Origin of the sequence: Streptomyces sp. Wb2n-11 (assembly GCF_001049855.1) — a bacterium.
GTDB lineage: Bacteria > Actinomycetota > Actinomycetes > Streptomycetales > Streptomycetaceae > Streptomyces > Streptomyces altiplanensis.
Window position 1 is genome coordinate 434,502 of record NZ_CVPB01000001.1, and the last position, 21,904, is coordinate 456,405.

Here is a 21,904-nt window from a genome sequence, read left to right on the forward strand (position 1 = left end):
GCTGTCACTCCCCTGCCACACCGCCGGACGGCGCGGTACTCCTGGGAACAGCTCTCCCGCCGTCGGCGGCGGGAGAGCACGGGGACCTGGTCGGTCTGCGCACACCGGTCGAAGCACGCGTGGCTCTGCGCACCGGTTGCGGTTCTGGCCCGCCTCCTGCGGGGTGGGCTGCTGTGAAGTCCCCGGGCGGCCACTTCCCCGACGAGCAGGCCGTACTGAAACGCCTCCGCACGGCGGTCGTCTCCTGGCGGCCCGCCAGTGATCCCAACCATCCAGACGGAAGCCCGCAGGCGGGAGCGCGGAGTCCGGGTTACGAGCTCCCGCACCGAGAGCGGACCACGTTCAGCGTCGCAGGACCCACCGCTGCACCGACTCCACAGGGCCGTACGGGAAGCGCCGTAGCCACAGTGTGGCGCCCACCATCAGCACCACACACACCGCGGCCCACAGCCCCACCACCCACCACGGGTGGGCCGCACCGGTGAACCGGGTCGCGAGGCCCAGTCCGAAGCCGTACGAAACCACACCGCACAGCACGTTCTGCAGCACATAGCCGGACAGGGCCGTCCGGCCGACCGAGGTGAGGCCGGTGGTCAGCGGGCCGGCACGCCGCACCCGGTCCACCACCGCACCGATCAGCCCGATGTAGCCGACCGCGACCAGCGGCGCGGCGCAGTAGCGGCCCAGCAGGAACCAGTCCTGGCCCGCCATCGCGAAGGCCGCGGTGAGAGGGATTCCCAGCCCCAGCCCCCAGCGGAGCATGCGGGTGCGGAGCCGTCGCCCCGTTTCGTCCGCGCCGAACGCGCCTGCCCGCAGCAGCCGCACCCCGAGCAGGAAGAGAAAGACCAGCAGCCCGAAGGAAAGGACCGGCTCCAGCCGCAGCACGACTGCGTTCTCCAACCGGAAGGACACCTGGTCCAGGTAACCACCGTGCGCGTACAGGTCCACGACCTCACGCGAGACACCGCCCCCGCTCTCCTGGCCGGCGCCGGCCGACACCAGCGCGGCCGTGAGCAGGCCCATGACGGCCAGGTGCAGTCCGGCCGCCCACCACATGGCCCGTAGCCGCGCCCGCTCCGACCGGGTCAGCAGCCATGCCACGAGCAGGGCGGTGACCGCGTACCCCATGAGTACGTCCCACGCGAAGACGAGAACGAAGTGCAGAGTCCCCTCGGCGAACAGGAACAGCGCCCGCCGGCGGTAGCGGCCCGGCCAGGGCAGGCCGCGCCGTGCCGCGGAGTCGAACTGGATCGCCAGTCCCACTCCGAACAGCATCGTCAGCATCGACAGGAACTTCCCGTCCGCCGCGACGCGGAACAGCCTCTCGACGACTGCCGGTATGGTTCCCCGGCCGCTTCCGCCGGTCCCGCTCTGCAGGATTCCCCACTCGGCGCCGGGAGCCGTGAAGATCCACACGTTGGTCATCAGCGTGCCCAGGACCGCGGCTCCGCGCAGTACGTCGAGCAGGGCGAGGCGACCGCCGCCGACGTCGGGCGTCGGGACGGGTAAGGGGAGAGTTTCGGTCATGTCCCCATGGTCGGGGCCTCTCGCCCGGCCCTCGTCGTGAGCAAGGACGAATCCGGGCTACATCGAAAGATGCACCGGGCCGTGCGCGGAACACTTCCCCGGCGGGGCGCGGACCGGACGCCTCTGGGCCTGTGGCCCCCTCCACACGGCGACGGCCGCCGGCCCGCCCGGTCCCGCCGCGAACTCTCCGACCGCCGGGCCGGCCACCACGCATGACTCCCCGTTCACGGGGCACCAGCACCGTGGTCCCCCGATCGGACGGCTCCCCCCGCCGTCCGGACCCGAGACGGCCCCGCGAACCCGCCCCCAGGTCGCGGGGCCGTCCCCTTCCCCCGCCACTTCCGAAGAACCTCACCGGCCGGGGCCTCGAACCGGGCATATGTGTGCCCACAACGCAAACGGGTCGAGCGACCGGATACTTTTTGGCCGGCGACGCGCCCATCAGGAAATTCGCCTTTTTCGCGCCCTGCCCGCGCACACCGACCTTCCGTGGGTTCCACCAGGCCGGAAAGGGCTCATTGCGTGTATTCCCAAGCGTCTTCCCACTGTGCTCCCCGGCCCTCCTCCTTGGGAAAGCCCGGCAGCGAGCGGCCGATATGGCTCGTCCTGTCTCAGCAACTTGAAGCCGCCTGCCATACCTAGGATGATCAGCCATTCCAACGTCCCTGGTGGACACGGGAGTTCGGACATCACCCCATCAGTGGGCCGATTTCCGGATTGCTCTCCGCCGGAGTCCGGTGGAACCCCCGGGTGCTTTCTCCCGCTCACCTCGCACTGCTGCCCTGCTTCGCCTCGCCCCCCGTTCATGAGGAACTGATGACACAACACATACTGGAGGCGGTGATCTGGTGCCTCGCGGCCATCGTGCTCGCGGGCTTGGTCCTGCTGGTACGCCAACGCCGGCTCACCGCCTCCCTGCGCCGACGCCTGACGGCGCTGGAAGCCGACCTGCGCGCTCGTGACGAGGAGGCCCGGCATCTGGTCGAGGTCCGTCTTCCCGTGTTGGCGGAGGCTCCTCATCAGCCCGTACCCGTGCCCGGTCTGCTCGACCCGCAACTGGGTCCGACGGCGTACGGACAGAGCCTGCAGCGGATCGAGGAACTGTTCACCGGAGTCGCCGACACGGCACGGTCCCGGGCCGACCAGTCGGCGAGAGCGACGCTCAAGGCGGCGATGCGCGCGCTCCAGGCCCTGGCGAACGAACAGCAGCTGTCGATCTCGGACATGCAGGACCGGCACGACAGTCCGGAGGTGCTCCAGGACCTGCTGGAGATCGACCATGCGAATTCACAGTTCGGCCGGAGGGCCCAGGCCATCGCCGTACTCTGTGGGTCGTGGCCGGGCCGGCAGCGGGTCGCCTCACCGCTGATCGACGTCGTACGCGGCGCGACGTCCCGGATCCGGGACTACCGGCGCGTCGAGATCCATTCGCGGGTCGACATGGAAGTGGTGAGCCGGGCGGTCGAGCCAGTGGTGCTCGCGGTCGCCGAACTGCTGGACAACGCGGCGCGGCACTCGCAGCCCAACACCAAGGTCGAGGTCAGTATCCAGCCCGCGCACAACGGCGTCTGTGTGGTCATCGACGATGCCGGAGTCGGCATGGACGCACGCGAGACCGAGGAAGCGGGCCGGCGCCTGACGGGCCGCCAGGACATCGACATCAACCGGCTCGGCGATCCGCCCCAGTTCGGCTTCGCCGCCATTGGGGTGCTGGCCGCCCGGTACGGGTTCACCGTCTCGGTCGACACCCGGTCGCCCTACGGGGGCGTACGCGCCGTGGTGTTCCTCCCCCACGCACTCCTCAATCGCGTACGCACCGCCAAGGCGGCGGTCGCGCAGGAGGCAGAGCAGGTCCCCGTGACACCGTCCGCCCCGATCACCCCGGCCGCGGCCTCCCGGTCCGGCTCCACCTCCGATGCCCCGCAGGCCCTGCCGAGCCGTGCGGAGTCCGCGCCCGCGGCTCCGGCGCCCGCGGAGCAGGCACTGCCTTCCGCAGCCGCAGATGCCCCTCGGACCTCCACGGCAGGCGGCCTCCCCAAGCGCCGGCGCCGGTCCGCCCAGGACCAGGCAGTGGGACAGCAGGCGTCCGCCACACCGTCCGGCGACGGGCACACCCCGGTCCGCCCGGCCGCCGAGACCGCGTTCCGCATGGGTGCGTTCGCCCGCGGCACCCGCTTCGGGCGTGCCGCCTCTCAAGACGACGAAGGGAACACGCAGGAATGAACGACCACATGGCCAACGAACTGGGCTGGATGCTCGACGAGGTCCTCAGGGTCCCGAAGCCCGCCATGCGATCCTGCTGTCCGCGGACGGCATGCTCCGGGCGCACTCCCAGGGGATCGGGCGCGACGAGGCGGAGCGGCAGGCCGCCGCACTGTCCGGTCTCCAGTCGATCAGCCGCAGCACCGCCGAGTTCTGTGCCGAGGAGTCCTCCCCCTGGCAGCAGACACTGGTCGAATTCGTCGACGGGTACGTCTTCCTGGTAGCCGCCGGCGCCGGGGCCTACCTGGCCGTCTCCGCCACCCAGAACGTGGACATGGAGGCGGTCACCTACGGCATGCACAAGCTCGTCGACCGGCTGGGCAAGGAACTGACCAGTCCGCCCCGGCAGGACGCCGTACCTGCCCGGCCGGGCATCAGCCGTCCGGCATGAGCCCACCCCACAGGCGCGAACGGGGCCTGGTGCGCCCCTATGTCGTGACGGACGGCCGCGCCCACCCGACCCGCAACACGCTCGACCTGGTGACGCTCGTGGTGGCCGTGGGCAGCCTGCCGCTCAGTGGCCTGAGTCCGGAGAAGCGCCGCGTCATGGAGCTCTGCCGAGGAGGAGCGCTGTCGGTCGCCGAAGTGGCAGGGCACCTGGCACTGGCGATCAGCGTCACCAAGGTCCTGCTCAGCGATCTGATCGACAGCGGTCACATCACCGCCCGGCCCCCCGTCCCCAGGGCTCAGCTCCCCGACGACCAGCTTCTCCAGGAGGTGCTTGATGGACTCCGCGCCCGGCTCTGACCAGGTCTACGTCCCGGACACGGTCAGAACCGCGGTCAAAATTCTGGTCGTGGGTCACTTCGCGGTCGGCAAGACCACGTTCGTCGGCACCCTGTCCGAGATCCGGCCGCTGCGTACCGAAGAGACCATGACGCAGGCCAGTGAACTGATCGACGACCTGGCCGGGAGCCCGGACAAGACGACGACCACCGTGGCCATGGACTTCGGCCGTCTCACGCTCAGCGAGCGACTGGTGCTGTACCTGTTCGGCGCTCCCGGCCAGAAGCGCTTCACCAAGCTCTGGGAGGACATGCTGAACGGGGCGCTGGGAGCTCTGGTGCTGGCGGACACCCGGCGGCTCGACCAGTCCTTCGACATCATGGGCCTGCTGGAGGAGCACGGCATGCCGTACGCGGTCGCCGTCAACCAGTTCGACGACGCACCGGTGTTTCCCGAAGCGGAGATACGCGAAGCACTCGACCTCCTCCCGGAAACCCCCCTCGTGCTCTGCGACGCACGCAGCACCGCGTCCTCCACCGAGGCGCTGATCTCCCTTGTCGCGTACCTCCAGACCCGTACCTCCCAGGAGCTTCGATGACCACCCTCCAGCCCGGCTCGGACGCGGTACCGCCACCCGGCTGTCCGGCACACGCCGGACACAGGGAAGGCCCGGCCGGCCCGGCCCTTCGTACGGCCGAGTCCCTGTACGGGCCGGAGTTCGCCGCCGATCCGGCCGCGGTCTACGCACGGCTGCGTAGGTACGGCTCCATCGCGCCGGTGGAGATAGCCCCCGGCGTCCACGCGTCCCTCGTCACCGGCTACGAGACCGCTCTCGAGGTGCTGCGCAGCCCGGAGCGGTTCTCCAAGGACCCGCGCCGGTGGCGGGGCCTCGCGGACGGGACGGTCCCCGCGGACAGCCCCGTCGTTCCGATGATGATGTACCGGCCGAACGCCCTGTGGACCGACGGTGACGAGCACGCGCGGCTGCGCGGTGCGATCACCGACAGTCTGAGCCGCGTGGACCCGAACGCGCTGCGCGGTTACGTCGAGCACGGCGCCGACACCCTCATCGACCGGTTCGGCCCCAAGGGGCGGGCCGATCTTCTCGGCGAGTACGGGGCGATCCTGCCGCTGCTCGTCTTCAACCAGCTCTTCGGCTGCCCGCCGGAGACCGGGGACAAGCTGGTCGAGGGCATGTCGGGAATCTTCGATGCCAACGCCGACTCCGAGAAGGCCAACGCGGTCCTCGCCGAGGGCGTGGCCGAGCTGGTGGCTCTCAAGCGGGAGCGGCCCGGGGCGGATGTGACCTCCTGGCTGATGGCCCATCCCGCGCGGCTCACCGACGAGGAGATGATGCACCAGCTCGTGGTCCTCATGGGCGCGGGCACCGAGCCCCAGCAGAACCTCATCTGCAACGGTCTGCGGCTGCTGCTGTCCGACGACCGGTTCGGCGGCGATCTCGCGGGGGGCAGCCTGCCCGTCGAGGACGCGCTCGACGAGGTGCTGTGGACGGACCCGCCGATGGCGAACTACGCCGTCCACTACCCGCTCCACGACCTGGAGCTCGACGGAACCCTGCTGCGCGAGGGCGAGCCCATCCTGGTCAGCCTGGCCGCCGCGAACACCGACCCCGCCCTGGCGGGCGACCGGCGCGGCGGCAACCGCGCGCACCTGGCGTGGAGCGCCGGCGCGCACACCTGCCCGGCGAAGTCCCCTGCCCGGCTGATCGCCGCCGTTGCCGTGGAGAAACTCCTCGACCGGCTCCCGGATACCGAACTGGCGGTCGGGGTAGGCCGGTTGGAATGGCGACAGGGTCCCTTCCACCGGGCTCTGGTCGCTCTGCCTGTGCGTTTCCCTCCCATCACCGTGCCGGTCGCTACGGACGAACCCTCTGGAGCCAGTACATGGAACACGAACCCCGCCCCCTCGTCATCGACGTCTCCGGCGCAGACATCCACGGAGAGGGAGCCCGCGTACGGGAACGGGGGCCGGCAGCGCTGGTGGAACTCCCTGGCCAGGTGGTGGCGTGGGCAGTAAGTGACCACGCGCTCCTCAAGGAACTGCTCACCGACGCCCGCGTGTCCAAGGACCCCCGCCGGCACTGGCCCGCGTGGATCAACGGGGAGATCACCCCGGAGTGGCCGTTGTTCACGTGGGTCGCCGTGACGAACATGTTCACCGCCTACGGAAGCGACCACAGGCGCCTGCGCAAGCTCGTCTCCACGGCGTTCTCCGCGCGCGCCACGGAGACCCTGCGCCCGCGTATCGAGCGTATGACCGCCGATCTGCTCGACGGTCTCGCCGCCACCCCTCAGGGGCAGGTGGTGGACCTGCGTGAGGAGTACTGCTACCCGATCCCCATCCAGGTGATCTGCGAACTGTTCGGTGTGAACGACGAGGGCACGCGCAAGGAACTGCGCCGCCTGGTGGACAGCATCTTCAACACCGCTGCCGCCCCCGAGGAGGTCGCGGCCACCTTCCAGGGCATGCACACCGTCCTGTCCGACCTCGTCGCGCTCAAGCGGCGGGAGCCGGGCGACGACATGACCAGCGTCCTGATCGCGGCCCGGGAGGAGGACGGCACGCGACTCACGGAAGCGGAACTGGTCGACACCCTGCTCCTGGTGATCAGCGCCGGGCACGAGACCACGGTCAACCTGCTGGACAACGCGATCCACGCCCTGCTGACCCGTCCGGACCAGCTCGAACTGGTCCGGACGGGCAGGGCCTCCTGGAACGACGTGATCGAGGAAACCCTGCGCGTCCAGGCGCCGGTGGCGAATCTTCCCCTGCGCTACGCCGTGGAGGACATCGAGACCACGGGGGTGACCATCAGGAAGGGCGACGCGATCCTCGCCGCCTACGCCGCCGCCGGGCGCAACCCCGCGCTCCACGGCGAGGACGCGGACCGCTTCGACGTCACCCGGATGAACAAAGAACACCTCGCGTTCGGACACGGCGTCCACTTCTGCCTCGGAGCGCCGTTGGCCCGGATGGAGGCCGCGATCGCCCTGCCCGCCCTCTTCGAGCGCTTCCCGGACCTGAAGCCGGCCGTCCCGGCGTCCGGTCTGCGGCCCGTGGAGTCGTTCATCTCCAACGGCCACCGCAGCCTGCCCGCCCGCCTGTCCGGCGGGACACAGCCGACGGGCTGATCTCTCCGCAGGTGGCACAGGACCGTGGAGGAGGGACGGCGTACGAAGCGGCCCTCCTCCCACCGAGGGCCGGCGGGACCCGGACGTCCCTTCAGCCTCCCGCGCGGCCAGGGCCTACCCGGACGTCACGTTTTCCCTTCTTCCCGGACGGCAACGCCCGCCTCGCCCTGCTCGCCCCCGCCCATGTCCTGGAACCGCAGGGGTCCGGCTCGACCGAGCCGGACCCCTGCGGACCACGCGCTGCGCGGACGACCTGGCGGTCCTGGTCGCGGTCCCCATCCGCACAGCCCGTCACCGGGCCGCCGCACACCACTGCCGACAGCGCGAACGGCGAGGCCCTCACACGGCTGTGGCCGGCCGCCCGCAGCCAGGCCGGCACCGCCTGCGGCGTACGGACCCGGCCAGCCGGCTCACCGGGCGTCCCCGCAGGCGGCGTCTCGCCCGGCGAGCATCTCCGTCTACGCGGAAGGAGCACGCTGATGCGCAGCGTTTACGTCATCACTCACCCGGAGGCGACGCACCACGTCGAGGGGGTGGTCGGCGGGTGGCACGCTTCTCGGCTCACGTCCGCCGGCAGGCGCGCGGCGGCCTCCGTGGCCCGGGCGCAGCGGGCCCGGATCCCTGACGGCACAGAGGTGGAGCTGTTCTCCTCGGATCTGCGGCGCGCCCGGCGGACGGCCGAGGAGGCAGCCGTGCTGTTCGGCGTGAAGCCGGTCCTGGATCGCAGACTGCGGGAGAAGTCCTACGGAGAGGCGGAGGGAGGACCGCAGGAGTGGCTGGACCGGCGGTTCGTCCCGCCGCCGGCTGTCGGGGAGCGGCTGGAACACGACGAGGGCGTGGAGGGTGCCGAGACCAGGGCGGCGTGGGCGCAGCGCGTCTACGCCGCCCTGGAGGAGGTCCTGCGGCGCTCGTGCGAACACCAGATCATCGTGACGCACGGCGGCTCTCCGGCGCTCGTCGTGGCGGCCTGGATCAGGATGCCGGTCGAGTCGGTCGGCCATGCCTGTTTCCGGGCGCCTTCCGGCAGCATCACCACGCTGCGCGAAGACGGCTCCTTCCACAACCGCCAGGTCGTCAGCCTGGGTGACACCCGCCACCTCGACTCGTGACCAGGTTGCGGCACGCCCCTGTCCGAGCCCTCGTCTGCGCCCGCACGGACGGGGGCGGGCACGGCGGACGACAGGGGCTCCACGGGGCGCGGGCCGGGCGGACAATGAACGTATGGACGTGCACGCACCAGCCGTCTTCCGCCTGCGCGAGCGACTCGGCGAGAGCCTGTTCACCCGGGTCGCGGGGCCTTCCGGTGCCCGGACGCGGGCCCGTATCCACGGCACGCCGGGGCCTCGCTGGTTCGGTCCGGACAGTGCGATACGGATCGTCCACGGCGACGCCTCGATGTTCATCGGCGGCCTCCGGGCCCTGCTGCTCCAGTCACTGCACCCGTTGGCCATGGCCGCCGTGGCGGCCCACTCCGGGTACCGGGGCGACCCGTGGGGACGGCTCCAGCGCACCAGCACGTTCCTCGCCGTGACGACGTACGGCACCGCCGAGGACGCCCAGGAGGCGGTCGACCGGGTCCGGGCCGTGCACGAGCGGGTGAGGGGGACCACCGCGGCCGGCGAGAGCTATCACGCCGCCGACCCCCACCTGCTGTCCTGGGTGCACGTCGCCGAGGTCGGCAGCTTCCTGTACGCGCACCAGGTGTACGGGGCGCGCCCCCTCGACGGCGACGGGTGCGACGCGTACATCGCCGACACGGCGCGCGTGGCCGCCGCGCTGGGTGTACCCGACCCACCGCGCGACCGGGCCGGGCTGGCGGAACAGACGGACGCCTACCGGAGTGAGCTGCGTGCCACCCGGGAGGCGCGCGAGGCCGCGCGTTTCATCCTGCTCCACCCGCCCCTGCCGCGGGCCGCCCGCGCCCCCTACGCCGTTCTCGCGGCCAATGCCGTCGCGGCGCTGCCGCCCTGGGCCCGCGAGCCGCTCGGCCTGCCGCACCTGCCCCGGATCGAGCGGCACTGCGTACGGTGGACCGGCCACGCGCTGACCGGGACGATCCGCTGGGCCATGGCGCCTCCCCCGCCCACCGCGTCCGGCGACTGACCCGCGCCCGTGCCCGGGGCGGCCGGGGGCCGTCCCCGGCCGCATGGACGTCACGGCCTCGTGCGGTGCCCTCCGGCAGCCGGTGCGGTCCCGGAAGCGAGCTCCTCCAGCCGGGCCGCCAGGACGGCGCCGACCTCGGCGAGGGGGCCGGGCCGCGGACTCCGGCAGCCGCACCAGGTGCGCCGCCATCCGCTCGACCGCCGTCGCCTCGAAGAGGTCGCTGTCGTACTCGAAGTACGCGCGTACGGCACCTGCCTCTTCGACGAAGCTGAGCATGACGTCGAAGGCCGCCGTGGGGTTGGGCAGCGGACGGCGGTCCATGGTGAGGCCGCCCGACACGGTGCCTCCGGGGCGGTGTTCCCAGTGGTTGACCACCATCTGGAACAACGGATGGCGATCCGTGGCCCGCGGCGGGTTCAGCTCGCGCACCGGCCGGCCGAAGGAGGTGCCCTGGTTGCGCAGGGACTTCAGGAGCTTCCCGCGTACCTGCTGGACCAGTTCGCCGAAGGACGTTCCGGTGGTGACGCGCGCCCGTACCGGCATCGTGTTCACCAGGAGACCGGCGACCTCGTCGGTACCCGGTGCCAGACGGCTGGACAGCGGTACGCCCAGGACGAGATCTGTTTCCGAGGTGTAGCGGTGCAGCAGCGCGAACGCGCCCGCCGCCAGGGTCACGAACACCGTCGTGGAGTGGTCCTGGGCGGGCTGCCTCAGCAGCGTGACGAGGTGCGCCGGCAGGTCCTGGCGGCGGGTGACCGCTCGGCGGTCGCGGGCGGGAGGCGGTGTCCGCACGAACGGGAGCCGCAACGGCTCGGGGGGTGAACGGAATTCCTCGGTCCAGTACTCCGGTGCCCGTTGCGCGCCTCCCGGCGGCACGCTCGCGCTCCTGCTCTATGTACTGCGCGTAACCCAGGCTCGGAGCGGGCACGGAAGCCGCGTCGGCGCCGGCCTCGTACAGGACGCCGAGGTCGCGCGCCGGAAGGTCGCAGGACGCGCCGTCCGAGACGATGTGGTGCATCACGAAGAGGAGTACGTGCCGCCGCTCGGCCAGCCGGAGGAGCGTCACGCGGAACAGCGGCCCCTCGTCGAGCCGGAACGGCTTCTCCTGTTCCGCCGTGATCCACCGGTCCAGCGTCTCGTCCTCGGCCCCGGCGGCAGGTCCGGCGGCAATGCCGACCTCGGTGAGGTACGGGGTCACCGACGGGGCGACGAGCTGGACGGGGATGCCGGACTCCGCCACCACCCGGCACGGCAGAGCGGCATGACGGCCTACCAGCTCCCGCAGCGCCCCCGACAGGCGTGACCGGTCCAGGGGCCCCCGAGGTCCAGGGCGAAGGACACGTTGTGGGCGCTGGGCCGTCCGCCTTCGACGAACCACAGGCCCTCCTGCGCGGGCAGCAACGGCAGCCGCTCCTCGCCGGCGTCCGCGGCGTCGCCCGGTTCCGGATACGGGAAACGACAGATGAGCCGTTCCGCCGGCACCTTGCACCTCGGAGGCCGAACCGGTCCGGCTCGCACACTCACGGGGCACTCGAATGGCCATTTCTGCGCTGACAGGCACGGGCAGCATCAGTGGTACGGGCGTCCCGGCCACCGGGAACACGGCTTCGGTCTCCCTGAGCAGGGCGCCCCGGTCTCCGCAGGCCGGATCCCACCGGGGAACCACGGGGAGGTACAGCCCAGCGGGCACCGGAAGGAATTCCGGTGCCCGCTGCGGGTTCGGTTCGGTGCTGTGGTCAGGCGTGGTGACGCTTGCCCGCGACCGCCCGGTAGATCACGAGCAGGATGAGCGAGCCGATGATCGCCGACAGCCAGGAGGAGATCTCGAAGAAACCGTCCATCGGGTCGACGTCGAAGAGTGCCTGGGCGAGGAAGCCGCCCAGCAGCGCGCCCAGGACACCGAGAATCATGGTGATGAGGATGCCGCCCGGGTCGCGGCCGGGCAGCAGGAACTTCGCGATCGCACCGGCCAGCAGACCCAGGATGATCCAGGAAATGATTCCCATGCGTACGCACTCCAAAAATCAGGACCACGGCCTCGGTTACGGCCGCGGCATCAGGTTGTGAATTTCCGTTTGCCCCCGTCCGACGGTGACAAACAATCGTTCGCGCGCACCGGTTCCGGCGGAGTTCGGCCCGCGGCAGCCCGGTGGCCCGGTTATGTGCCGAACTATGTTCCGAACGCGCATAACAGCGCTGACGCGGGGCACCGGATTGTCAGAACCGCAATGTGAGGAGAGCGTGATGAGTGCTGCTGACAAGGCTGAGAACACCGCCGACAAGCTCAAGGGCCAGGCCAAGGAAACCGCGGGCAAGGCCGTCGGCAACGAGCGTCTCCAGGGCGAGGGCAAGGCAGAGCAGGCCAAGAGCGACGTGAAGCAGGCCGGCGAGCACGCCAAGGACGCCTTCAAGCACTGAGTTCCCTCCCGGGCCGATGCCGTTACAGGGGGGTGGGCCGCAACGTGTGGTTGCGGCCCACCCCCCTTTCCACTTGCGGAATCCGGAATGGGACAGCAAGACATCGGCGGTCTTCCCGTGAGGAAAACGCTGTCGTCGGGGAGGCCGAGCCGGTGCCGGTGCCGGCGGAGCTGGGCATGGGTCCCGGGCACCGAGGTGAGGCGGGGCGAGCCCGCCCACCGGCAGGTGGTGCCGGGCGCCTACGGTCACAGGAGGCCGGAGGGCTGCTCCCCGGTCACGGCCAGAGGGTTTCCGTGGAGGCCGGATAGGCCAGTCCCCGCTCCCGCCAGAGCCGGCCGTGGCGGGCGACGTGGTCCCGGTGGTCCTTCCATTCCGGTGCCCGGCCGGTCCACGCGGTCTCCGCGACGGACGCAAGGCGTGGCAGCAGCAGCGTGGTCAGGTCGTCGAGCCCTTCGACCGACTCGCCGAAGAGCGTCGCCTCGATTCCGGCGATCCGCGCCTCGGAGATTCCGTGGGAGGCCGGCTCCCACGCGGCGGTGTGACGGACACCGCGGGGCCGGTAGGTGGCGAACCCCAGGTGGGTGGCGTTCGCGGCCCGGCCGGGTGGCATCACGTCTGGGGCATAGGGGCGGTCCAGGTGGAGGTGGGACTGCGGGGACAGCAGGACGCGTCCGCCCCCGTCGACGATGCGGACGACGTCATGGCAGGCGGGGGCGAAGAACGTCTTGAGGGCCCTGATGAGTTCGGGGGTGTGACCGGCCGCGAGCAGCTCGGGCCGGCGGGCGAGTTCCTCCTCCGTGTCGGGCAGGTCCATCATCGGTACGTCCACCCAGAACTGGGCGATGTCCTCCTGGGTGATCCCGGCGCGCGAGGACTCCTGCCAGGCCAGTGGCCGCTTGCCCGACGCCCGTACGAGGACGCGCAGTTCGCGTATCGCCAGGATGAAGCTGTCCTCGGTCGTCCCGACGGTCTCGTCCCCGCCGATGTGCACGAAGGGGCCGGCGGTCAGCCGGCACACGTCGGCGAGGACCGAGGCGACGGTGTCCCGTGTGGCCGGGTCGGCGAGGTCGAGTGGAGGTACGAACGGGAAACGCCCCGCCAGACCCTCCGGCGCGGATGCGGCCGGCAGTCCCGGCAGGGCCTCGCGCAGGGCGGCGCAGTGGCCCGGCAGGTCGATCTCGGGGACGACGGTCACGAAGCGCTCGGCCGCGTACTCCTGGAGGGCGCGGTAGTCCTCGGTGGTGTAGAACTCCCGCGGCGTGCCGTCCTCCCCGGCCGCGGTCAGCTCGGGAGTGGCCGGCAATTGCAGCCGCCAGCCCTCGTTGTCCGTCAGGTGCAGGTGCAGCACGTTCAGTTTGCAGAGCGACGCGAGGTCGACGACGCGACGCACTTCGTCCGGAGTGAGCCAACCGCGCGCCGGGTCGATCATCAGGCCGCGCCACGCGTAGTGCGGGGCGTCCGCCAGCTCCTGGCAGGAGAGCCGGGCAGCGGATGCCGTGATCAGCTGGACCGCCGTGGTGGCGGCGCGGAACACGCCCTCGGCGGTGGCGGCCCGGCAGGTGATGCCGTGCTCGGTGACCGCCCCGAACAGCACCCGGGCGAGCGCGCCCCCGCCGGCCTGGCCGAGCAGCCAGCCCTCGACCAGGGCGGGCACCGCCGCCTGCCAGGGGGCGGTCCGCACCACACCACCGTTGGAGAGCACCACGCACACCCGTGGATTGGCGGCCCGGACCCGCTCCAGCAGGCGCAGTTGTACGGCCGGCAGGTCGATGGGGTCGCGGTCGAAGCCCTCCGACTCGTCCTGGGCCGCGAGCCCGAGGAACAGCACCACGGTGTCGCTCGCGGACGCGAGCCGTACGGCTTCGTCGGCCAGCGCCTCTTCCGGGTCCGCCGGCGTGGTGTCCGGGAGCGCGTAGCCCGCGGCGAAGTCCACGCGGGCTCCGTCGGCGAGCTCGCGCAGGCTGTCCAGAGGGATGTCGAGTCGGGTCGGTGTCACCTGGGAGCTGCCCGCTCCCTGGTAGCGCGGGGTGCGGGCCAGTTCGCCGATGACCGCCACCGTGCCGGAGGCGGGGTCGAGGGGCAGCAGCTCCGAGTCGTTCTTCAGGACCTCGGTCTCGTACCGGTCCGGTCGGGAACCGTCACCTTCGCCGGAGAACGCATCGATCAGGCGGGCGTCGCCCGCCGCCGCGGGCTGAACCGCGACCTCCAGGTCATCTTCCAGGATCCCTACACCTCCCTGAACCCCTCCCTCACCATCGGGGACACCCTGGCCGAACCCCTGCTCGGCCACGGCGTCAGCGCCAGGGAGGCACGCGGCAGGGTCGGCGACCTGCTCGCCCGCGTCCGCCTTCCCTCCGACGCCGCGGCCCGCCTGCCCCGCGAGTTCTCCGGCGACCAGCGCCAACGCGTCGCCATCGCCCGCGCGCTGGCCCTGCGGCCCCGGCTCGTCATCTGCGACGAGCCGGTGTCCGCGCTCGACCTCACCACTCAGCGGACCGTCCTCGACCTCCTCCTGGAGATCCAGGAGGAGACCGGTGTCTCCTACCTCTTCGTCACGCACGACCTGTCGGTCGTACGTTTCATGAGCCACCGGGTGGCGGTGATCCGCCACGGGAACATCGTCGAGACGGGCGACGCCCGCACGGTCACGACCGGGCCGCGGCACCCCTGCACCCGGGCTCTGATGCTCTCCGCACCCGTGGCGGACATCGCCGAGCAGCGCCGTCGCGGGGAGATCGCGCAACGCCTCGGCCGGGAGGACCGTTCAGCCGCTGGAGACGGGTGAGTGACACGCGCATCCGGCCGGCGCCGGGCCGGTACAAGGCCGGTACGGGGAGAACCTGGCCGGCACCTCGGTCAGGTGGGGTGCCGGCCAGGGGCTTCAGGGGGTCAGGCGGCCGCGCCGCCGCCCTGCGTGATGCGGGTGATCGCTTCCAGGGTGAGGGCCCGGTCGTGGGGTTCGGTCTCCAGGGCACGGTGGATGGACAGGCCCTCGATGAGCGCGTCGAGCTGACGGGCCGTCGCCGGGTCGAAGTGCCACCTCAGGGCACGGCGGCTGCGGCTCATCCATTCCCGGGTCAGCTCGCGGTAGGCGGGTTTGCGGGCGGCGAGGGTGTACAGCTCGTGGGTGAGCACCAGTTCGCGCTGGTTGCCGCTGGACAGGTGGTGGACCAGGTCGGCGATCGCCTCACGGGCCTCGTTGGGTGTCGTGGCGGCCCCGAGACGCTCCTCGAAGACGGCGACGATGCTGCTGGAGAAGCGGGTGAACGCCTCGCGCAGCAGCTCGTCCATGCTGCCGAAGTGGTACGTCATCGATCCGAGCGGTACTCCGGCGCGGGCGGCGACCTTGCGGTGCGAGGTGCCGGCGACCCCTTCTTCGGCGATCAGGTCGAGCGCGGCGGTGATGATGCGCTCCCGCCGCTCGGGGTCGTTCTGTCCGGTCGCCACGGTGTGCTCCTCCACTGGAACCTGTACTAGATCGAACGGATCACCCGGGCCGGATTGCCCACAGCGACCACATTGGCGGGTACGTCCCTGGTGACGACGGCTCCGGCGCCGATGACGCTGTTGTCCCCGATGGTCACCCCGGCCAGGACGATCGCCCCGCCGCCGAGCCAGACATTGTCGCCGATCACGATCGGCTCGGCCGCCTCCAGCTTGTCCCGGCGCGGTTCCGGATCCACGGGGTGGGTGGGGGTGAGCAGCTGCACGTTCGGGCCGATCTGGCAGTCGCGGCCGATGGTGATGGGGGCCACGTCCAGAGCGGTGAGGCTGTAGTTGATGAACGTGTCCTCGCCGACCGTGATGTACGTGCCGTAGTCGACGAAGAGCGGCGGCCGGATGTGGGCGCCGGCGCCGAGACCGCCGAGGAGCTCGGTGAGGACGGGCCGGGCGGCGTCGGCGTCCTCGGCGTACGCCGCCTGGTACCGGGAGGTCAGGCGCACGGCGCGCTGCTGGGCCTCGGCGATGTCGGGGTCGTCGGCGATGTAGAGGTCTCCGGCGAGCATCCGCTCCTGGTTGGTGCGGGGGTCTCCCGCGAAGTGGTCCGTCATGCGTACGATCGTACACTCCAAGGCGTACGATCGTACGCTCCTGGTCCCCTATTCGTCTGCCGAGGCCCCGACGCCATGGATTCCGCCACCCGCCGCCGGCGTGCCGGCCTGTTCCTCTTCATGCTGGCCGCCGGCACCGGCATGGCCTCCTGGGTGGCCCGCACCCCCGCGGTCCGGGACGTGCTGGACGCGTCCACCGGCACGATGGGGCTGGTGCTGTTCGGGCTCTCCACCGGTTCGATGGCCGGGGTCACGGCCTCCGGTCCCCTGGTGCGCCGTTACGGGTGCAAAGTGACGATCGGCGCGGGTGCGGCGCTGATCGTCACCGGTCTCCTGGTCACCGCCGTCGGCACGAGTCTGTCGCTGGCGAGCGGCGTCTTCTGCGGGCTGGCTCTCTTCGGTTCCGGAATGGGGCTGGCCGAGGTCGCGTCCAACATCGAGGGCGCGGCCGTCGAGAGCATCGCCGGCCGCCCCGTCCTGCCGGTACTGCACGGCTGCTTCAGCCTGGGCACGGTGGCCGGGGCGCTGCTGGGCATGGGGCTGACCGCGGCGCGGTTCCCCGTCGGCCCGCACCTGTCGGCCGTCGCGGTGCTCGTCGCCGCCGCCGGCGTCCGGGCCGTGCTGTCCCTTCCGCACGGCGTGGGGAGGGAAGCGGCCGACACCGTGGGCGATACGCCCGGACACGGCGGCCTGCGCGGGCAGATACGGGTGTGGCGGGACCGGCGGCTGGTGTTCATCGGAGTGATCGTCCTGGCCATGGCCTTCGCGGAAGGAGCCGCCAACGACTGGCTGCCCCTGCTCATGGTCGACGGCTACCACGTGAGCGCCACCGCCGGTTCGCTGACCTTCCTGGCCTTCGCCTCGTCGATGACGCTCGGCCGGTTCGCCGGTGGCCCTCTCCTGGAACGCTTCGGCCGGGTCCGTGTCGTGCGGTTCGGCGCGGTGACCGCCGCGGCCGGGCTGCTGCTGGTGATCGTCTCGCCCAGTCCGCTCGTGGCGGGGGGAGCCACCGTGCTGTGGGGGCTGGGCGCCTCGCTCGGGTTCCCGGTCACCCTCTCCGCGGCGGGCGACCATCCGCACGACGCGGCGGCACGGGTCGGCGCCGTCGCCACCGCGGGCTACGTCGCCTTCCTCGTCGGCCCGCCCGCCCTGGGGTTCCTCGCCGACCACATCGGCCTCCGGCTCACGATGACCGTCGTCCTCGCCCTGCTGATCGCCGCCACCGCGCTCGCCGGAGCGCTCGGCACCCCGGACCGGTGCCCGGAGAAGCCGCGCGAACGTGCCCGGCCGTGAAACCTGCCGGGAATCCGTGACCCCGGAGTCCGGCTGAAGCCGGCACCGGAGAAGCCGTCCGGCAGGCAAGCGTGGGACGCGTGGTGCCGGTGCCGTCCATCGACACGGCGTGCCGGCAGCGGACCGGCGGGCCATGGGCTCCTGGGCGCACCGCCCCGTCACAGCCCGGTTGCGCGCGGCACCTCCCGTCCATCCGTGCCGACACCCGTATTCCGGTTCTGTTCGCACCTGGCAACATGAGCCTTCGCCGCGCTCGGTCGCCTGTCCGGTCCCGCCGCGCGACGCACCACCATTGCGAAGAACGAACAGACAGAGGGGGAATGGGCTGTGCCTGCTCCACGGATGCGTACGACACCGCTGCCCGGAATCGGGGTCCAGTACGACCTCACCACCCGCGAACACTGCCACCTGTCGGTGATAGCGCACCGGGACGGCACCCGGACGGTGAACGTCTACCGGGCCGACGATCCGGATGCGTGTGCACAGTCTCTGCATCTGACGGGTGCGGAGACGGCGTCGCTGATCGACGCGTTGACGCCGGCCCATCACAGCCCGAACCTGCTGCACACCACCGACCTGGGCCTGGTCGCCGAGCGGATCGAGCTGTCCGCGCACTCCCACTGGAACGGCCGGGTGCTGGGTGAGACCCGGATGCGCACCGAGACCGGTGTATCGGTGGTGGCGGTCCTGCGCCGTGCGGAGGCACGCCCCTCACCCGCTCCGGACTTCCGCCTCGCCGGCGGGGACACCCTCATCGTGATCGGCACCCGCGAGGGCGTCGACGCGGCCGCCGCGATACTGGGACGGGAGTGATCGCCTGTGCACTCCGCAGTCTTCCTGATCGAGTTCGGCGCGATCATCCTGGGCCTGGGCCTGCTGGGCCGGGTCGCGGGCCGCTTTCACTTCTCCCCCATACCTCTCTACCTGCTGGCCGGACTCGCCTTCGGCACCGGCGGCTTCGTTCCGCTCGGCGCGAGTGAGGAGTTCGTCGCGATCGGCGCCGAGATCGGCGTCATCCTCCTGCTGCTGATGCTCGGGCTGGAGTACACCGCCAGCGACCTCGTCTCCAACCTCAAGACCCAGTACTCCGCCGGGCTGGTCGACTTCGCCCTCAACGCCGTACCCGGCGCCCTGGCCGCGCTGCTGATGGGCTGGGGCCCGGTCGCCGCGGTCGTGCTGGCCGGAGTCACCTGGATCTCCTCGTCCGGCGTCATCGCCAAGGTGATGGGAGACCTGGGCCGGCTCGGCAACCGCGAGACCCCGGTGATCCTCAGCATCCTGGTCCTCGAAGACCTGGCCATGGCCGTGTACCTGCCCATCATCACCGCCCTGCTGGCCGGGGTGAGCCTGGCCGCCGGCAGCGTGACGCTGGCCATCGCCCTGGGCGTCGCCGGCGCGGTGCTGTTCGTCGCCGTCCGCTACGGCCGGCTGATCTCGCGCTTCGTCTCCAGCGACGACCCGGAGAAGCTGCTGCTGGTCGTCCTCGGCCTGACCCTGCTGGTCGCCGGGATCGCGCAGCAGCTCCAGGTGTCGGCCGCGGTCGGTGCGTTCCTGGTGGGCATCGCCCTGTCCGGCGAGGTCGCCGAAGGCGCCCATACGCTGCTGAGTCCGCTGCGGGACCTGTTCGCGGCGGTGTTCTTCGTCTTCTTCGGCCTGCACACCGACCCCGCGAGCATCCCGCCGGTGCTGCTGCCCGCGCTCGCGCTCGCGGTGGTGACCGCGTGCACGAAGATCGCCACCGGTTACTGGGCGGCGAAGCGGGCCGGCGTCGGGGCCAAGGGGCGCTGGCGCGCGGGCGGCACGCTGGTCGCCCGCGGTGAGTTCTCCATCGTCATCGCCGGCCTCGCGGTGACCGCCGGGATCGAGCCCGCCATGGGACCGCTGGCCACCGCCTACGTCCTCATCCTGGTCGTGATCGGTCCGCTCACCGCCCGCTACACCGAACCCCTGGCAGGCTGGGTCACCCGTCGCCGCACCCCGGAAAAGCCCCGCCTGTCCGGGGTGCCGTTGCCGACGAGGTCCCCGGAGGCGGTCCAGGACCAGGACCCGGCCGGCCGCGCGTGACCGAGGACGCCGGGGCGGCGCGCAGCGGCACGGCGTGCGTGCCGGTGAGCGCCGCCCCGACCGTCCGTCCCGGCGGTGCCACCGGCTCCGCCCGCGGCCTGCGCGCTGCCCGATGTCGCCCCTGGCCGTCACCGACTGCGGGCCCGCCGGCACGACCCACGACTCGTCACCCTGGCCGCGGAGCAGTGCCGCCGTACCCGAACTGCGCTTCCCCACAAGCACAGTGAAGCGCTGTGCCGTCCCGCCGGTCCGGCGCATGGACAGGGATTCGGGCGCGCCGAGCCGGGGACGCCCCCACGCGGTCGGGCCCGGTCCGGAAATTTGAACGCGGACTGAACAATCCGCTGCCGGACATCTTGACTGCCCGTCACTCCGGTCACATATTACGTGCCAGTACAACTGACCAGTAACTGCGCGCAGTGCCCTCACACCTTCGACGGCAGGCGAACGGGACCGCCTTGCCGCCGGTCTCGTACGCCTTCCGGCCCTTCCCGGCGGCAGAAGGCGTCCACTCCTTCTCTTCGCCATGAGAGGCAGCGCCATGCGATCAGTTTCACCGAGCCGCCGCACCCGCACCCTTCTCGCCGCCACCGCAGCCGTCCTGGCCACCACGACGGCCCTCGGCGCGAGCCCCGCCCTCGCCGCGGAAACCCCGGTCGACCGCTATGTCGCTCTGGGGGACTCCTACGCCTCGGGAGCCGGTGTTCCGGACCAGGTCGACTCCACCTGCACACGCTCCCACCGCAACTATCCCGCCCTGGTCAACGCCGCGCTCGCTCCCACCGCCCACAAGGACGTCACCTGCGGAGGCGCCACCACCGTGCACATGACCTCGGCGCAGAACAGTTCCGCGCCACCGCAGTTCGACGCGCTGAGCGCCGACACCGGCCTGGTCACCCTGACCATAGGCGGCAACGACATCGGCTTCGCCAGCATCATCCTGCGCTGCGTGAGCCTCGGAGTGTTCAATCCCGTCGGCTCGCCCTGCAAGAACAGCTACACCTGGACCGGCACCGACCAGCTCGCCACCACCATCAACGCCACCGCGCCCAAGGTCGCCGCCGCCATCGACGGCATCCGCCAGCGCGCCCCCCAAGCCAGGATCCTGGTCACCGGCTACCCCGCGATCCTTCCCGACGACGGCAGCAACTGCCCCTCGGTCGTCTCGATAGCCAGGGGCGACGCCCCCTGGCTGAGAGACACCCACAAGCGTCTCAACACCATGATCGCCACTCAGGCCGCCGCGCACGGCGCCCAGTACGTCGACACCTACACCAGGTCCGTCGGCCACGACATCTGCAAGCCGGCCGGAACCCGCTGGATGGAGCCTCTCTTCACCAGCGCCGCCGCACCGTTCCACCCCAACGCGGCCGGTGAGCAGGCGATGGCCGACGCCGTCCTCACCGCCGCCCGCTGATCGGCTCTCACCTCCACGCCCCGGTGCGGCGACCCAGGACGACGCGCCGTACCGGGCCACGGCCGCACCGGCCGCCGGTGCCACTGAGCCGGTCCGCGCGCCCTGGTGACGGAGCGGCACACCTCCCCGCACCGAGGGACCGCACCCGGGGAAGTGAGGACCGCACCCCCACCTGATCAGAGGTCACCACCAGTAGGCGGGATACCTCGGCGCCGTGCGGCGGATGCGGGAGGCGGCGTATTCCGTCAGGACGAGAAGGACGGTGGCCCCGAGCAGGAGGGGGACGAACCGGGCGGGCGCGGGAGTCTGGAGCACGATGACGACGGCAGTGGCACAGGCGGGTGAGTGCGGGGTACGGGCGGCCATCATCAGGGCCAGCGTGACACCGGCCGCCACGGCGGCGGCCCATGCGCTGCTGCCCGCTGCGGCCAGGACGCCGTAGCCGACGGCGGCGCCGAGCAGGTGGCCGACGACCACGCTGCGGGGCTGGGCCAGCGGCAGGGTGGGGGCACTGTGCACGAGGGCCGCGCTGGCGGCCAGCGGCGGTATCAGGACCGGTTCGTGGATCATCGCGCCGATCGCGACGAGTCCCAGCAGGACGGCTGTCGCGGCGCTGACGCTGTGGAAGGCGGCCGCAGGGGTGGGCCGGGCCGGGGCCCGTCCGGCCGCCTTGCGCCGACGGGGCGCCTCGATGGCGGCTTGGGCTGCTTCGGGGGCGGCTCGGACGGGTTCGGGACGCGGGGCGGTGTCGATGCTCATGTGAGGTGTTTCCGGGAGAGGCGGCCGAGGGCCGGGCAGGGGCGGAGCGGAGGACGGGGAAGACGGGCTGTGCGGAGTGCTGTGACCGACAGTCGGCCCGCCTCTGCGCCCGCGTCCTGGTTCGGCCGGCG

18 protein-coding genes and 5 pseudogenes are annotated in these 21,904 nt (G+C 71.6%); 15 read left to right on the forward strand and 8 right to left on the reverse strand.

The features are described from left to right. Positions 1-342 precede the first annotated feature (342 nt). A complete protein-coding gene (locus tag BN1555_RS01765) occupies positions 343-1,527 on the reverse strand; it encodes a DUF418 domain-containing protein (protein ID WP_093797237.1) in 1,185 nt (394 codons plus the stop codon). A gap of 816 nt (positions 1,528-2,343) precedes the next feature. Here BN1555_RS01765 and BN1555_RS01770 point away from each other — a divergent pair. From BN1555_RS01770 to BN1555_RS01805, 8 genes and pseudogenes are all read left to right on the forward strand, one after another. Next, entirely contained in the window at positions 2,344-3,750 is a 1,407-nt protein-coding gene (locus tag BN1555_RS01770) for an ATP-binding protein (protein ID WP_093797239.1), read from the forward strand. Next, positions 3,747-4,180: pseudogene (locus BN1555_RS01775) on the forward strand (roadblock/LC7 domain-containing protein). Before BN1555_RS01770 ends, BN1555_RS01775 begins: the two are co-directional and overlap by 4 nt. Further along, complete coding sequence (locus BN1555_RS01780; protein WP_093797241.1) at positions 4,177-4,536, forward strand: DUF742 domain-containing protein; 360 nt, start codon at positions 4,177-4,179, stop codon at positions 4,534-4,536. The pseudogene BN1555_RS01775 and the gene BN1555_RS01780 overlap by 4 nt, the downstream one beginning before the upstream one ends. After that, positions 4,514-5,113 (forward strand): GTP-binding protein, encoded by a 600-nt coding sequence (locus tag BN1555_RS01785; protein ID WP_093797243.1) that lies wholly within the window; start codon positions 4,514-4,516, stop codon positions 5,111-5,113. The genes BN1555_RS01780 and BN1555_RS01785 overlap by 23 nt, the downstream gene beginning before the upstream one ends. Beyond that, the gene (locus tag BN1555_RS01790) at positions 5,110-6,552 is read left to right on the forward strand and encodes a cytochrome P450 (RefSeq protein WP_255305826.1); all 1,443 of its coding nucleotides are present in this window, start codon (positions 5,110-5,112) and stop codon (positions 6,550-6,552) included. The genes BN1555_RS01785 and BN1555_RS01790 overlap by 4 nt, the downstream gene beginning before the upstream one ends. Continuing rightward, complete coding sequence (locus BN1555_RS01795) at positions 6,534-7,667, forward strand: cytochrome P450 family protein (protein WP_255306349.1); 1,134 nt, start codon at positions 6,534-6,536, stop codon at positions 7,665-7,667. Before BN1555_RS01790 ends, BN1555_RS01795 begins: the two co-directional genes overlap by 19 nt. 479 nt (positions 7,668-8,146) lie before the next feature. After that, positions 8,147-8,776: a histidine phosphatase family protein gene (locus BN1555_RS01800; RefSeq protein WP_093797247.1), complete on the forward strand. Its 630-nt coding sequence runs from the start codon at positions 8,147-8,149 to the stop codon at positions 8,774-8,776. A gap of 112 nt (positions 8,777-8,888) precedes the next feature. Beyond that, positions 8,889-9,770, forward strand: a complete 882-nt coding sequence (locus BN1555_RS01805) for an oxygenase MpaB family protein (protein WP_093797249.1) — start codon at positions 8,889-8,891, stop codon at positions 9,768-9,770. A gap of 198 nt (positions 9,771-9,968) precedes the next feature. Here BN1555_RS01805 and BN1555_RS41480 read toward each other — a convergent pair. From BN1555_RS41480 to BN1555_RS01820, 3 genes and pseudogenes are all read right to left on the reverse strand, one after another. Further along, a pseudogene (locus BN1555_RS41480) lies at positions 9,969-10,646 on the reverse strand (condensation domain-containing protein); the annotation flags it as partial. Between the two features lie 49 nt (positions 10,647-10,695). Further along, a pseudogene (locus BN1555_RS41485) lies at positions 10,696-11,340 on the reverse strand (condensation domain-containing protein); the annotation flags it as partial. Between the two features lie 166 nt (positions 11,341-11,506). Continuing rightward, positions 11,507-11,776: a GlsB/YeaQ/YmgE family stress response membrane protein gene (locus tag BN1555_RS01820; RefSeq protein WP_093797251.1), complete on the reverse strand. Its 270-nt coding sequence runs from the start codon at positions 11,774-11,776 to the stop codon at positions 11,507-11,509. Positions 11,777-12,014: 238 nt separating this feature from the next. Here BN1555_RS01820 and BN1555_RS01825 point away from each other — a divergent pair, with 238 nt between their 5' ends. Further along, complete coding sequence (locus BN1555_RS01825) at positions 12,015-12,188, forward strand: CsbD family protein (protein WP_093797253.1); 174 nt, start codon at positions 12,015-12,017, stop codon at positions 12,186-12,188. A 274-nt stretch (positions 12,189-12,462) separates the two neighbouring features. Here the strand turns inward: BN1555_RS01825 and BN1555_RS01830 are convergent. Further along, a pseudogene (locus BN1555_RS01830) lies at positions 12,463-14,295 on the reverse strand (family 20 glycosylhydrolase); the annotation flags it as partial. Positions 14,296-14,346: 51 nt separating this feature from the next. Here BN1555_RS01830 and BN1555_RS41490 point away from each other — a divergent pair. Then, positions 14,347-14,595: pseudogene (locus tag BN1555_RS41490) on the forward strand (ABC transporter ATP-binding protein); the annotation flags it as partial. A gap of 57 nt (positions 14,596-14,652) precedes the next feature. Then, positions 14,653-14,973, forward strand: coding sequence for an ABC transporter ATP-binding protein (locus BN1555_RS41495; protein ID WP_176709878.1), 321 nt, complete (start codon positions 14,653-14,655; stop codon positions 14,971-14,973). A 104-nt stretch (positions 14,974-15,077) separates the two neighbouring features. Here the strand turns inward: BN1555_RS41495 and BN1555_RS01840 are convergent, their stop codons facing one another. Continuing rightward, entirely contained in the window at positions 15,078-15,635 is a 558-nt protein-coding gene (locus BN1555_RS01840) for a TetR/AcrR family transcriptional regulator (protein WP_093797255.1), read from the reverse strand. Between the two features lie 26 nt (positions 15,636-15,661). Then, a complete protein-coding gene (locus BN1555_RS01845; protein WP_093803107.1) occupies positions 15,662-16,240 on the reverse strand; it encodes a sugar O-acetyltransferase in 579 nt (192 codons plus the stop codon). A gap of 75 nt (positions 16,241-16,315) precedes the next feature. On the opposite strand from BN1555_RS01845, the gene BN1555_RS01850 reads away from it, so the two are divergent. The 4 genes from BN1555_RS01850 (at position 16,316) to BN1555_RS01865 (ending at position 21,014) form a co-directional block, all read left to right on the forward strand. Beyond that, positions 16,316-17,533: an MFS transporter gene (locus tag BN1555_RS01850; RefSeq protein WP_093797257.1), complete on the forward strand. Its 1,218-nt coding sequence runs from the start codon at positions 16,316-16,318 to the stop codon at positions 17,531-17,533. Between the two features lie 327 nt (positions 17,534-17,860). Continuing rightward, complete coding sequence (locus BN1555_RS01855; RefSeq protein WP_093797259.1) at positions 17,861-18,346, forward strand: cation:proton antiporter regulatory subunit; 486 nt, start codon at positions 17,861-17,863, stop codon at positions 18,344-18,346. Positions 18,347-18,352: 6 nt separating this feature from the next. Next, on the forward strand, positions 18,353-19,597 hold the full coding sequence (locus tag BN1555_RS01860) for a cation:proton antiporter (RefSeq protein ID WP_093797261.1): 1,245 nt from the start codon (positions 18,353-18,355) through the stop codon (positions 19,595-19,597). 541 nt (positions 19,598-20,138) lie between these two features. Further along, positions 20,139-21,014, forward strand: a complete 876-nt coding sequence (locus BN1555_RS01865; RefSeq protein ID WP_093797263.1) for an SGNH/GDSL hydrolase family protein — start codon at positions 20,139-20,141, stop codon at positions 21,012-21,014. 183 nt (positions 21,015-21,197) lie between these two features. Here BN1555_RS01865 and BN1555_RS01870 read toward each other — a convergent pair whose 3' ends face one another. Continuing rightward, positions 21,198-21,773: an HPP family protein gene (locus BN1555_RS01870; RefSeq protein ID WP_093797265.1), complete on the reverse strand. Its 576-nt coding sequence runs from the start codon at positions 21,771-21,773 to the stop codon at positions 21,198-21,200. Positions 21,774-21,904: the final 131 nt, after the last annotated feature.

Coding starts and splice junctions, on each gene's coding strand:
- BN1555_RS01765 (WP_093797237.1), bottom strand. CDS start 1,527: ATGACCGAAACTCTCCCCTTACCCGTCCCGACGCCCGACGTCGGCGGC.
- BN1555_RS01770 (WP_093797239.1), top strand. CDS start 2,344: ATGACACAACACATACTGGAGGCGGTGATCTGGTGCCTCGCGGCCATC.
- BN1555_RS01780 (WP_093797241.1), top strand. CDS start 4,177: ATGAGCCCACCCCACAGGCGCGAACGGGGCCTGGTGCGCCCCTATGTC.
- BN1555_RS01785 (WP_093797243.1), top strand. CDS start 4,514: ATGGACTCCGCGCCCGGCTCTGACCAGGTCTACGTCCCGGACACGGTC.
- BN1555_RS01790 (WP_255305826.1), top strand. CDS start 5,110: ATGACCACCCTCCAGCCCGGCTCGGACGCGGTACCGCCACCCGGCTGT.
- BN1555_RS01800 (WP_093797247.1), top strand. CDS start 8,147: ATGCGCAGCGTTTACGTCATCACTCACCCGGAGGCGACGCACCACGTC.
- BN1555_RS01805 (WP_093797249.1), top strand. CDS start 8,889: ATGGACGTGCACGCACCAGCCGTCTTCCGCCTGCGCGAGCGACTCGGC.
- BN1555_RS01820 (WP_093797251.1), bottom strand. CDS start 11,776: ATGGGAATCATTTCCTGGATCATCCTGGGTCTGCTGGCCGGTGCGATC.
- BN1555_RS01825 (WP_093797253.1), top strand. CDS start 12,015: ATGAGTGCTGCTGACAAGGCTGAGAACACCGCCGACAAGCTCAAGGGC.
- BN1555_RS01845 (WP_093803107.1), bottom strand. CDS start 16,240: ATGACGGACCACTTCGCGGGAGACCCCCGCACCAACCAGGAGCGGATG.
- BN1555_RS01850 (WP_093797257.1), top strand. CDS start 16,316: ATGGATTCCGCCACCCGCCGCCGGCGTGCCGGCCTGTTCCTCTTCATG.
- BN1555_RS01865 (WP_093797263.1), top strand. CDS start 20,139: ATGCGATCAGTTTCACCGAGCCGCCGCACCCGCACCCTTCTCGCCGCC.
- BN1555_RS01870 (WP_093797265.1), bottom strand. CDS start 21,773: ATGAGCATCGACACCGCCCCGCGTCCCGAACCCGTCCGAGCCGCCCCC.